The 12,382-nt window shown below is 52.9% G+C and carries 8 protein-coding genes and 1 tRNA gene; 5 read left to right on the forward strand and 4 right to left on the reverse strand.

The window, feature by feature from the left end; genetic code table 11:
- Positions 1–41 precede the first annotated feature (41 nt).
- The 3 genes from INF32_RS01790 to INF32_RS01800 form a co-directional block, all read right to left on the reverse strand.
- A complete protein-coding gene (locus INF32_RS01790; RefSeq protein ID WP_226386704.1) occupies positions 42–2,486 on the reverse strand; it encodes a TonB-dependent receptor plug domain-containing protein in 2,445 nt (814 codons plus the stop codon).
- Positions 2,487–2,505: 19 nt separating this feature from the next.
- Positions 2,506–4,827, reverse strand: coding sequence for a glycoside hydrolase 5 family protein (locus INF32_RS01795; RefSeq protein ID WP_226386705.1), 2,322 nt, complete (start codon positions 4,825–4,827; stop codon positions 2,506–2,508).
- 635 nt (positions 4,828–5,462) lie between these two features.
- Positions 5,463–5,536: transfer RNA gene (locus INF32_RS01800), tRNA-Ile, on the reverse strand.
- Between the two features lie 279 nt (positions 5,537–5,815).
- On the opposite strand from INF32_RS01800, the gene INF32_RS01805 reads away from it, so the two are divergent.
- Both INF32_RS01805 and INF32_RS01810 read left to right on the forward strand, forming a co-directional pair.
- Entirely contained in the window at positions 5,816–6,694 is an 879-nt protein-coding gene (locus INF32_RS01805) for a Cbp1 family collagen-binding glycoprotein adhesin (RefSeq protein ID WP_226386706.1), read from the forward strand.
- A gap of 147 nt (positions 6,695–6,841) precedes the next feature.
- A complete protein-coding gene (locus tag INF32_RS01810) occupies positions 6,842–7,111 on the forward strand; it encodes a type B 50S ribosomal protein L31 (protein ID WP_226386707.1) in 270 nt (89 codons plus the stop codon).
- Positions 7,112–7,320: 209 nt separating this feature from the next.
- Here INF32_RS01810 and INF32_RS01815 read toward each other — a convergent pair whose 3' ends face one another.
- Complete coding sequence (locus INF32_RS01815; protein WP_226386708.1) at positions 7,321–7,779, reverse strand: hypothetical protein; 459 nt, start codon at positions 7,777–7,779, stop codon at positions 7,321–7,323.
- Between the two features lie 538 nt (positions 7,780–8,317).
- On the opposite strand from INF32_RS01815, the gene INF32_RS01820 reads away from it, so the two are divergent.
- The 3 genes from INF32_RS01820 to INF32_RS01830 all read left to right on the forward strand — a co-directional run bounded on the left by INF32_RS01820 (position 8,318) and on the right by INF32_RS01830 (position 12,346).
- Positions 8,318–9,514 carry a helix-turn-helix transcriptional regulator gene (locus INF32_RS01820; RefSeq protein WP_226386709.1) on the forward strand — a complete coding sequence of 399 codons (1,197 nt, stop codon included), beginning with the start codon at positions 8,318–8,320 and terminating at the stop codon, positions 9,512–9,514.
- Between the two features lie 559 nt (positions 9,515–10,073).
- Positions 10,074–11,339 (forward strand): DUF3575 domain-containing protein, encoded by a 1,266-nt coding sequence (locus tag INF32_RS01825; protein WP_226386710.1) that lies wholly within the window; start codon positions 10,074–10,076, stop codon positions 11,337–11,339.
- Positions 11,336–12,346 carry a DUF5119 domain-containing protein gene (locus INF32_RS01830; protein WP_226386711.1) on the forward strand — a complete coding sequence of 337 codons (1,011 nt, stop codon included), beginning with the start codon at positions 11,336–11,338 and terminating at the stop codon, positions 12,344–12,346. The genes INF32_RS01825 and INF32_RS01830 overlap by 4 nt, the downstream gene beginning before the upstream one ends.
- Positions 12,347–12,382: the final 36 nt, after the last annotated feature.

The following is a 12,382-nucleotide window of genomic DNA, read 5'->3' on the forward strand; positions in this document are numbered from 1 at the left end:
TATAGTGTATATTATTTTCATGGTCATTAGCTCTTGAAAAGTTAAAATTTGAGGCTCACACCCAGAATGACGGAACGGATAAGGGGAAAGGAGCCGTAATCGACGCCATTGCTTCGCGTCGTTACACCGAAACAGTTGACATCGGGATTCCAGCCGCCGTACCCTGAAATGGTGAAAAGATTCCGTGCGGCAAGATTTACCTTGAAATCCTTTATCCACTTGACTTTGACAGGAATGTCATAGGAGAAGCACAGACAGTCGAGTCTGAGGTAATCTCCCCGCTCCAGATCGTCCGAAGAGATATAATCCCGCCCTTTTTCAACGGCCCTGTTGGCATTGATGATGTGAAATCCGCCGGCTGCAGAGAATTTGGCATCAACGGTGAGGCCATACAAGTGCAGTGTGGTTCCGAGTCCTCCGGCATATTTCGGAAGGGTGTTGCCGAGAATATCGGGATCTGCAGATGCAGGTTCTCCCTTCCCGTTCAACCTGTAGCCGTATGCCTGAGCTACCGACTCGCCTTCTTTGTTGGCTGCGATATAGATCCCATTGGCAAGACCGGGAGCGTCTTTTTCATGGAGCGAGACGACGCTGTTGGTATTGAACGAAGCATTGGCCCAAAGTGTCCAAGCCACATGCTTGCGCCCGACAATACGGAAGTCGGCGTCGATTTCAAACCCCTTGTTCTCGATAGAGGAATATCTCTCCTCCAAAACGGACCACTTGGCTGTCCTGACCCACAAATCTGCTAATACTTTTCCGAAATTGTAGATTTTGAAGTTGTCGTCGGTCTTTTTGTCATAGTACTTGAATGCAAAATTCACCCTGTCTTTTATAAATCCGATGTTGAAACCGATGTTGTATTCCGTACTGATAAGGCGGTTGATGCCGTCGAAGTAGGGTTCCGCACCAATGTCGACTGCCGGAACATCAGAGATATAGTTTGCAAGCCACTCATACGGCAAAATTGTCTCACGGCCTGCTTTCCCGAATCCACCCGTAATTCTCAAAGAGGATATGGTCTGTGTCCGTGCCCCTGCAAGCCTTTTGATGTCCACATAGGCGTCGGCTGCGGGAAAAAACGTGGGGGCATTTTCGAACCGTCCGGTTTTGTCGAACCGAGCCGTAGCTCTGATTCCTGCATAGCTGTCAAAATCATAGCCGACGTGTGCGTAGGCACCCCACTGGTTGTAATTGCGGTCGAACTTCCGGATCGCATGCTGGCTCGCCGATCCGGACAAACCCTTGCCCCGGAGGAAGGGCAGGTCGAAATCGGTGCCGCACATGGCATTGGTCTTGTTCATGTTGCCTTTCAGATCGAAAGCCAGAGAGGCATTGAAACGGTGCTTCACGGTAAAATTTCTGTTGTAATTGAGTTCTCCCTTGGCATTGTAGGTGAAAAGAAAATTGTTGAGAATACCGGCTGCTCCCGAAAAATCTTTACCGAAAGAGGTACCGTCGCCGAACCAGATGTAGCGCGACTGATTCTGGTAATCCATGCCTCCTGTCACTTTGAAATGAAGGCCGCGGATAATATTGATCTGCAGCCACACGGAACTGACAATGCGGTAATCCAAAACCTCGTCATCGTAGGATTCCAGCCATCCGGTGACCTTGTCGTAGGGAAATATGTCGGGATAGCGCGAGCCCATCATCGTGGAAGGTGCTCCGATGTAGTTCGTTCCTCCGGTCGAGTGATAGTTGCCATAACTGAGATTCGTGTTGAGACCGAACATGAAAACTTTGTTGGCCATCGTCTCGAAATTGGCTGCCAGGCTGCCGACGATCGAATTGGTGCCCTTTATGGCCGTATTGTTCTGGCGCAGGAAACCCGATATGTTGTAATAGGAGTTGTTTCCGGCCGCACCGTTGATCCCTGCCTTGTGTATATGGTTGATGCCTGCTTCGAAAGCATCTCCCTTTTGGGTGGAGAAATCGACACCGACATTCGACGAAAGGTGAATGTCGTGGGCGTTCGAGGAGTTTCTTTTCGTCTTGATAACAATGACGCCATTGGCTCCCGACATGCCGTACAACGCTGCCGCCGACATATCCTTGATGACCTCTATCGACTCTATGTCGGCAGGGTTGAGCCACCCGAAGTTGCCGACGGGAGAAGTGTAGCTCCGTCCGGAATAGTCGGGAAGCGCATCCCCTTTTGCGGTCGAGCCTCCATTGAGATAGAAGGCATTCAGATTCTGGTGTACAGACGATCCGATCACTGCTCCGTCCACGATCCACAGCGGTTGCGAATTCCCTCTTAAGGTGTTGAGTCCTCTGATGTTGACATTGAAAGCCCCGTTGGGATTGCCATCGATGGACGAGACCCTCGTCCCGGAAACCTCACCTCTGATCAGTTCTTCCGGACTCATGGCGATTGTCTTTCCGACACAAAGTGAATCTATCACTGCGACTTGGGCGGAAATCCGTGCGGGTGGACCGGCCAGCAGCAGGCAGATAACAGCAATAATTTGTTTGTGATTCATGGTTAGTATATGGTTAGTGTTAGTTGGTTGAATTGTCTACTATCACCTCATACCACAAAGTCTTGTATCTCGGACTGATTTCGAGAATCGCCTCTCCTGATTCGTTTTCAATGACCGGAACCTCTTCGGTGCGTTTCCCTTCCGAATCCAGGGCATAACACTTCACTCTGCCGCCCAAACCGGCGAAAGCGAGTTGTGCCTCGATGCCCTCGCACAGAACGGGAGCCCTGCCCAATCTTCCCCCGTCGGGTTCGGAGCAGGAGATTTTTCCCTTTCCGACTTCGACTATCCTCATACCGGTGTTGTGGACAAGCCCTGTTGCTGCAAGCAGATAAGATCCTGTCTGCAGTAGGTTTCCCGGGACCGATTCGCCTATGGGCGATGCAAGGGTCAACGATAAGGTCAGCCAATCCAGCCTCGTTTTGGCCGGGATAAGCCGCATTCCTCTGTACATGAAAGTCCTTCCTTTCACGAATCCCGAGAAAACTTTGGTATTCCGGGTATCCACCATGAAAAATCCGGCATCTTTTTCCTGCCAGTTCCATGTGAGTTCACCCGTACTGCTCTGCATCAGCCTGTTTTTGTAAGCTTCTTTTATTGACGTGGGCACATCCGCCTCGCTTCGGATCACGGTACGCCCCTCGCTTGAGAAAAGGCGGGGATACTCCTCGACTTGGGTTCCCGACCGTACGGCCAACGGAAGGCTATTCAAAAGACCCGATCCATGTAGCCCCGGGGCGTTTGCCGCCTGCTTTTCCGCCACTTTCAATATATCGCTCTCCTCTTTCGACGGGAAAGCGAAAACCAGACGGTCGTCGCCGCTTCTCACGTCACCCCGCACGAACATAGCCCAACAGGCAGGAAAGTGGACGAGCTTCTGGGGTGCGGAACACATGTCGAACATCGGCCAAATGTGCCCTCTCTCGTAGTCCGTATCGAGAATCCATGCAAACTGCATAAGCGCCGACCAGTTCTGGAATGCGCCCATGGCGGCCAGCATCACGTTGCCTTCGGCACAATAGAAATTGAGGTTCGGGTGGTCGTATTCGCTGACCGTAAAAGGCTTGCCGAGAATACGTGCCTGTGCCATTTTGGTGAAGGTATTGCCTGGATGTCCGTAGCTGTTGACCACAGAACCGTTTCTCAGGTTCCAATGGGCGTTGTTCCATTTCCCTCCGGGAAACGCGGGATGACACCAGTAACCGTGAATATCGCAGTAGTCCGTTGCCGCCTGGGCCCGATTGAATCCGTAACCCAATTGCGTGCCGGTCACCGGCTGGCGGATCTTCAGGTTTACCTTTGTATTGGCATATAGATCCGCGAAATATTTGGATTCCAGTCCTGCCAGAAATTCGGTAAAATCGTTTGCCCGCTGGGGAAACCGAGACCAATTGTATTTATAGGGCCAATCGATGTTCTTTTTCTTGAAATTTTTCGACTTGGGCAGAATTTCATCCACATTCGCTTCGGTCCCTTTTCCCCATGCCGTTCTCAATGTCTCCATGTCGCCGTATTTGTCAAAAAGCCAATCGTTCCATATCTCGATTATCTCGCTTTTGTAGGGTTCGACAAGGGCCGTGAACTTATGTTTGGGAGAGAACCACGAATGGACGATCGAGTTCTCGTTGGCGAGCTCCATCATGCTGATCGATGTATCGTCCTTGTAAGCAATGCCGGTATAGGGGTTTATATGGTTGAGGATCTCTCCGTGAAATTTCTTCTGCAGATAGACCATTCTTTCGTTGACATTGTCGATGCCATTCTTGTAATAAGGGAGCAGGTGGGCATTCACGAATCCATTCACCCAACTGACCTTCCTTGCGATGTTTAACTGAAAATAGATATGGATGCCCTTCTCTTTCAGCTTTGCGAAAAGATAGTCGAAACGCTCCAATTGCACCGGTTCGATAAAAGAATCGAAAAACGGATAACCCTCCTTAGGTGTTCGGTGGCTGACATAGTGCATGCGCACGATATTTATTCCGTAACGGGAGAGCTCTTCGGCCAGTTTATCCGCAGAGGCATGGTCGGGGAAACATCCCGTCATACCGATATTGGTGCCTATGAAGCGGACCGGCCGACCGGTTTCATCGACAAGAAATTCACCTGCGGGAGATATGAAGCCTTTCGGTCTTGCATTTTGCCGCACAACGGCTTTCCATGTACCGACATTTGTGATGTTTTCCGGTGCATTGTGGGTCGGCTGGAACGGAAACATGGGGGCGAAATTATCGGATGCCTCGATCTCTTCGAGAAGATTGGGTCGTAGCGTCTCTTGAGCGTAAAGATTGGCGAGTGCCAACATCATCGCATAAAGCGTCAAATGGAAAGGCCTTCTCATATTCTTTAACTATTTAACTTTGAGTTGTTACAAAGTAATGTAATTATTTTATATTTTACAAATAAAAAATATAATTTTATATTATAAAATAAATGGCCGAAAGGAAGGGCCGTAAAATTCATTTTCCCCTGTCTTTTTCGGCTGTATTTCGATGCGCCGGATAGTCATATTGATGTGGTGGGTTTTGGTGATGAATTTTAGGAACGTTATGGGCCTGCTTTCAGAGGAATTTGTGCATATCCACGTAATCTGCGGAAATATGAGGAGAAAAGGGTGAATACGGAACAGTCATTGAAAACTTCGTGGCCGGTACAAGGGCTTTCTTTCCGGACTGTCGGTGCAGATTAGTTATATCTGACCCTCAGCGATGACTGCGGCAGAGGTATTCGAGTTTGGTGAATTGCGGACAACTTTCGGATAACGACCGAGGAGGGGGGCTGTTATCAGGAATATGCTGGGACTTATATCCGGACGAACCGCATAACAAATCTATGGACGTATTGGCTTGACAGACAGATGAATATATCTGGGAAGAAAGGATAAAACAGCACTCGTTTTTCAGTGCGTGTGGCAGTCGGTTGAATGTTTGTATTTTATAGAAAAAGCAGCTGTACGAAATGCAACTGCTTTATAGGTGGACCCGGAGGGGCATGATCCCACGACCTTCGGATTATGAGTCCGCTGCTCTAACCAACTGAGCTACGGGTCCGTATCGTTTTTTACCGGCAATTTTCGCCGGCTGTTCCTGCTGTCAGCTACCGTACCGGTCATGCTGTTCCGGAACCGCGTGATTTTCCGCTGTCTCCGGAGGGACGGGGCGTTCTGATGCGGACACAAAAATATATAAACGGGAGCAATTTGCAAAATTTGTGAAAAAAATAATCCGGCAATGGAATTAATTGCTATTTTTGCCGCCGTGAGCGATTCCCGCAGGGATGCCGGTGGGTAGCGGGAGGTCGGAACGACGGTTAATTATTTAGGGTATAATATGAAGAAGATCGTTTACCTGATTGTCTTGTTGACACCCCTTTTCTCCTGTGTGGGCAAGAGGAATGCGGAGAGGCTGGCGGGCGAGAAGGATTCCTTGTCGCTGGCGCTGGCAGCCAAGGATTCGGTTATCAACGAAGTGTTCGCTTCGCTGAACGACATTGCGGAGAACCTCAATGCCATCAAAGTCCGTGAGAATATCATCACCACGGCGGTCGGCAACGGGGAGATCCGGAAGCAGGCGACCGTCCAGATCGGCGAGGACATCGAGGAGATCGACCGTCTGCTGCAGAGCAACCGGGAGACGATCGCCCGTCTGGAGCGCAGCGCTGCCCGGCTGAAGAAGGCCGACGTGAAGGTCGCCTCCCTGGAGAAACTGATCGGCGAAATGTCCGCCCAAGTGGAGACGAAGGATGCAGAGATCGCCGCCCTGCGGAAGGACCTGAAAAAACTCAACGTCGAGGTGGAAGAACTCCATACGCAGGTGAGCGGCCTGGGTACGGAGGTCGACAGTCTCAACCGGGCGAAAAACCGTCTGGAAGGCGAAGTGAAGACCCGGGACGACCTGCTCAGCGTGGCCTATTACATCGTGGGCTCCCAGAAGGAACTGCTCGAAAAGGAGATCGTGTACAAGTCCGGATTCATCGGGCGCACGCTCAAGATCAACGAGAACCGCAGTCTCGACAGTTTCACGCAGGTGGATATCCGGAATTTCGATGAGGTGATTATCGGCAAGCGGGACGTCGTGCTGGTCAGTTCGCACCCCGCCGGGTCGTATGAGTTCGTGATGAATGACAACCGGGTGTTCTCGTCGCTGGTCATCACCGACCGCGACAAGTTTTGGGAGTATTCGAAAGTGCTTGTAATCAGCTACAAGTAGGCCGGAGGCGGGTAGGGGGCCGCTTCCTTGCGGAGTCGTGGGGCGGAAATCTCTCCGCCTGCGGAAAATTAAAGGGCCGCATCGGTTGCAAATCGGGAATTTATTCCTATCTTTGCGCCCATATTACACATTAAACAAAAAACACACATGAAAAAGGGTATTCATCCGGAGAATTATCGTTTAGTGGCATTCAAGGATATGTCGAATGACCATGTGTTTTTGTGCAGGTCCGCCGTTCAGTCAAAGGAAACGATCGAAGTGAATGGCGAAACCTATCCCGTGTACAAGATGGAAATTTCCAACACCTCCCACCCGTTCTACACCGGTAAGATGAAGTTGGTTGACACCGCTGGACGCGTTGATAAGTTTATGAGCCGCTATCAAAAGCATTACGATAAGAAGAACGCCGCCAAATAGGGTGGGGATTCTTCCGCGATAAAAGGGATCGGTCTCGGACCGGTCCCTTTTTCGTTATGTTTCCGGCCATGCGAAGACGGGCCATTCCGTTTTGGCGGCGGCTCTTCGCCGTTCGGAGGTTTCCGGTTCGGCCGCTCGGTGCGGAGGCCGGAAAGACCGGTGCATCCGTGTGCCGCGGGATTCCGCAGGCAGTACGGTCAGGCAGGCCCTCAAGGCCGGATGATGAGCGAACAATGCTCTCTGAGATACTCCTGGCAGAGCAGTGCGGAGTTTCCCTGACCGGGAACGGGCGATATGACGATCTCTCCGTCGGCCTGCATGACCAGATCCGAATAGCGTTTTACCAGTCCGGGATCGAGTTGTTTCAGCCATTGCATCAGTACTTGCCGGGGCTGGGGCGACAAAAGAATCATCCGCAGGGAGCGACCCCTTCTCATCCGCATGAGTGTTTCGGCCGCTTCGATTTCCGCGGCGTTGTCGAGCGTGAAGATCAGTGTGTCGTATCCCTTGCGGACGATCTCCCCGAACACGGAGTCCAGGGCATTGGGAAGGATGTGCAATAACCTTGGCGAGGCTTTGGAGGAGGGCAGGCCCGTGACCGGGAAGGTGGTGATGCCTGCGGTTCTGGCCGGGTCGGCCGGGAGTATAGGTCTTGAAGTATTTTGCACGGAATTTGCAGGTGTGTATCGCATCTGATGTACAGGAATCTGTATAATGAAAGTAGCACGGTACCTAACATTGTCCGCCCCTATGGTAACACCAATACCTCGCAGGAACAAGTTAAGCCCGTGCTACGTTCGTAACACAGACTTTACCCGTTTTATTTCCTGCTTAAAATTTGGTGTTTTCAGGGCGGAATAAAACAGCTAAAGCTATTTGCTGTATGTCAAATCGGTCGGCAAGTCGTTTAATTCATGGGCTCTGCGTTTTTCTCTATACAAATATATGGATTCTTTCGGAAGCTGCAAGCGCTTCTTCCCTCAATCCGCTAATTTTTGTCGTCTTGGAGACTCTGAGAATCGGACATTTCCGGATATTGTGACAGGAGGGGGGCGATGTACGGCGGGCGGATATACAGTTTCCCCATGCCGGAATTGGGTCTGTTCCAGGCGGAAGTACGATTCCCTCCGGTTGTTCGGAGCTTCCCTTTCGCTTTTGCGGGAAAGCGGTGTTCGCCGTTCGGGGAAATGTGCTAAATTTGCAGGAATGGATATGGAGATATACGGAGATATTTTGCAAATGCTGATCCCGATGGCAATGACCATCTGCCTGGGCGGCTTCATTTTGCTGTCGCTGCGTTCCTCGGGTTCCCGTTCGCGGCGCCTGCTGGCCTTCACCATGCTGGCATGGGGACTGATCTACCTGGGACGGACGGTAGGTCTCGCTTTCAGTCTGTTCGATGTCGCGGATGTCGGAGCCTTCTCTCCCCTCTACCTGCTGGTCGGAAACCTGTATCTGATCGTGCTGATTCCCTATCCGCTTGAAGTGATCCGTCCGGGATGGTTCACGCTGCGGCGGGTGTCGTTGTTGCTGTTGCCCTTTCTTTCGGTGACCGCCGTCTATCTTTTGGGCGTCGCTTTTCTGAGCCAGTCTCCCGCCGATCTGGACAGTATCGACGATATGTTGGATCGCGTCGATGAATTCAATGTCTGGTTCCGCCTGGTGATTCTCCTTTCCGTGACGGGGTATCTCGTTTATCTGTTCCGGACCATTTTCCGTTACGAGACTTCTTACAGGCAATGGTGCGAGGAGAACTATGCTTCCACCGAAAACATGGAAATATCCTGGTTGCGTTACTATGCCGTCGGGATCGCCTGTATTGCGGTACCCTACTTCTGGCTGATTTTCGATGGAGGGCTCTATTGTAATGTGGTACACAACGTCGTGGTGCAGGCATTTTTCGGACTGGCGCTCTATAAGGGGCTGTTTCACGAAAATCCCTATGCCGAAAAACACTTTGTCCGTGTGCTCGACGAACGGCAGGCTTGTGCCGGGGCAGAGTCTTGTGAGGAACCGTATGGGCTGCCGGTTGTCTCCGAATCCGAAAGTTACTTCCGGATGAAACTACCCGACTACCGGGATGCCGTACAGACATGGATGGAGGAGTCGAAGCCCTATTTGCGCAAGGAATTCAAACTGATGGACGTGGCTGAACTGCTGCCACTCAACCGTAGCTATCTTTCCCGGGTTTTCAACGAAGGTTTCGGCCAGAGTTTCTGTCAGGTCGTGCGTGGTTATCGTCTGCGGGAAGCGGAACGGCTTCTGACTCTCCGCACGGAGATTCCTGTCAGGGAGGTGGCCTACCGTTGCGGTTTCTCCTCTCCTGCGGTGTTCCATCGTGTTTTCGCCGAGAGCCACGGAGGCGTAACACCCAATCGCTACCGGCGGGAAAATGTCGTGTAGGCGAATACTGTCCTTTCCTGTCGCCGTGCCTGTACCTTCTCTGGTGCAGGTTATTTTGTCCTCTTTCGACGGGTGATTTGCATTGCGAAACGTAAAAAGACGGCAGATTTTACGAATGGCGACCCGATTTTTTACGAATCGGGACTGTCTGTGATTTTTCATCACTTTTCATCCGCTAATTTTATAAACGAATTGCCGATTTTGTTACTTCAGTGCCCTTCCGGGCCATTTTGGGGTTCGAAAGTACGATTTGATGTTCGTTAAATCGTTGGTTTTCAGCAAAGGTATAAAATGTAATGTGAATTTTTTGTGTTTTTTTGAAAAAAAATGATGATCCATTTGCTAAATGTCTGCCTTTTAATTTTTTATAAATATAATTTTAAAGGTATTCGAAAGACTCTCTGTCGGAGCGCTTCCCCTCTTTTGGACTGACGATTTAACGAACGATTTTTCGATGCGGAAAACCGTCCGTAGGTGGTTATATATCAATTTCTTCCATCTCGTTATGCGGAACGGGGCGTCGGATTATGAATAATACGGAACGGGTATGATATACCGTATGTTGATATTGTTTCAGATGATCGGTTGCTGCGGATGTCTCTGTGCGCAGTCTGCGGTCGATTCGGTGCGTGTCTATTTCCGTCGCGGCTATTCCGTACTCGACCTTTCGTTTCGTGACAACCGGCAGACGCTCGACGCGTTTGTCGGACGTCTGGACTCCCTGCTGGCCGATACGTCCCGGCATATCGTCTCCCTGTGCGTGGAGGGGAATGCCTCGCCGGACGGTACCCTCGGAGCCAACCGGCGTCTGAGCGGGAACCGGGCGAAACGGGTGTTGGAATATATCCGCCTTCGGGTGGCGCTGCCCGATTCGCTGGTCTGTGTCGTGGCCGGCGGAATCGACTGGGACGGCCTTGCGGAACGGATTGCCGCCGACCCTCGCGTGCCGGCTCGCGAACGGGCGCTGGATATTCTGCGCCATACGCCGGTGTGGGTTTTCGACGACAGCGGACGGATCGTGGACAGTCGTAAAAAACAGTTGATGGATCTCGACGGGGGGCGGACCTACCGTTATCTGTTGGAACATTTCTTCCCCGGGCTCCGCAACGCATCCCTGCGCCTGAGTTATACGGTCGCGTCCGTCGTCCAGCCGGAGGAGAAGCCTGTCGGAGTTCCGGAACCGGAGCCGGAATCCGGACCGGCCGTCCCCTCCTCCGGGACCGACAGTCTGCCGTCGCGGGAGGCGGTGCCGGAGCCCTCGTCCGGTTCCGCTTCCGGACATGCGGAGCCGGAAGAAAGGGAACCTCTGCACCGGCTGGCCCTGAAGACGAACCTGCTCTACGATGCGGTGCTGATGCCTTCGCTGGAGGTGGAGTACCGCATCGACGACCGATGGTCGGTCAATCTCGAGGGCGAAGTGGCCTGGTGGTCGAAGAAAGACCGGCACAAATACTATCAGATCGCCACGATCGGCCCCGAAGGACGCTATTGGTTCCGGACGAGGAAACCGTGGCACGGTCATTACGTGGGGGCTTTCGTGGGCGGCAGCTGGTACGACCTGGAGAACGGCGGACGCGGCTACAAGGGCGAACTGGTCATGACGGGCCTCAGCTACGGATATATGTTCCCCATCGGCCGTTCCCTCTCGCTGGAGACGGGTATCGGAATCGGTTTCCTGCACACCTCCTATGAGGAGTACCTGCCCGTGGACGGACACTATGTCTATCAGCAGACCAGCCAGACGAACTATTTCGGTCCGGTGAAACTCAGGCTCTCCCTGGCCTGGCGGCTCTGGGACCGGAACCGGAAAGGAGGTGCGCGATGAAAGTCCCGTCTCTCTTCTCCCTGTTGCTGTTGGGCGGCGTCGTGCTGCTGGGCGGATGCCGCAAGGACCTCTGCTATGACCACGACCTGCACGGGCTCAACGTCCGGGTCCTGCTGCGGCCCGAATGGGAATGCGAATGGGAGCGCGATTACGGCCGGGCCTGGGAGGAGAACTGGCCGGCCGAACACGGCATGACCTACGCATCGCTGCGTCCGGCCGCGGCCACGGGCATCGTCTCTTTCGTCTATCACGAGGACGGTTCGCGCACGGAGCGCCACCTGCCGGGCGAAGGCGGTCTGCTCCCGATGAGCGAGGGCGAAAAGTCGATTCTGTTTTACAACGACGACACCCGCTATATCGTTTTCGACGGTCTGAATTCGTGGGCGACGGCCTCGGCCTCCACCCGGACACGCAGCCGTTCCACTTACAGTGAGGACCATGCCGGGGAGAAGACCGTCAATGCGCCGGACATGCTCTACGGCACCTGGATCGACCGTTACACGGCCGTTCCGACCTCCGAACCCTCTCCGATGGCCGTCACGCTGCGCCCGTTGGTCTACACCTACCTGATCCGTTACGAGTTCGAACGGGGACTGGAGCACGTGGCGCTGGCCCGCGGGGCGCTCTCCGGTATGGCCGAATCGGTCTATCTGCAGGACGGGCATACGGGAGAGGAGACCGCGACCATTCTATTCGAGTGCGAACTGAAGAGTTACGGCGTCGAGGTGAGACTGGCCTCGTTCGGTGTGCCCGGTTTCCCGGGGGATCACTATGTGCAGCGGGACGGACAGCGGCAGATGCTGAATCTGGAGGTGATGATGAAGAACGGCAAGCTCAAGGAGTTCGAGTTCGATGTCACCGATCAGTTGTCCGCACAACCGCGCGGCGGGGTGATCACGGTCGGCGGCCTGGAGGTGACGGACGAGGAGGCCGGCAACGAATCGGGCTTCGACGTGGACGTGGACGGCTGGGGCCGGTACGAGGACATCGAATTGCCGCTGGGATGACGCAACAAGCAGAAATATTTATTAACCACTTATAAA

Origin of the sequence: Gallalistipes aquisgranensis, from assembly GCF_014982715.1 — a bacterium.
Classification (GTDB): domain Bacteria; phylum Bacteroidota; class Bacteroidia; order Bacteroidales; family Rikenellaceae; genus Gallalistipes; species Gallalistipes aquisgranensis.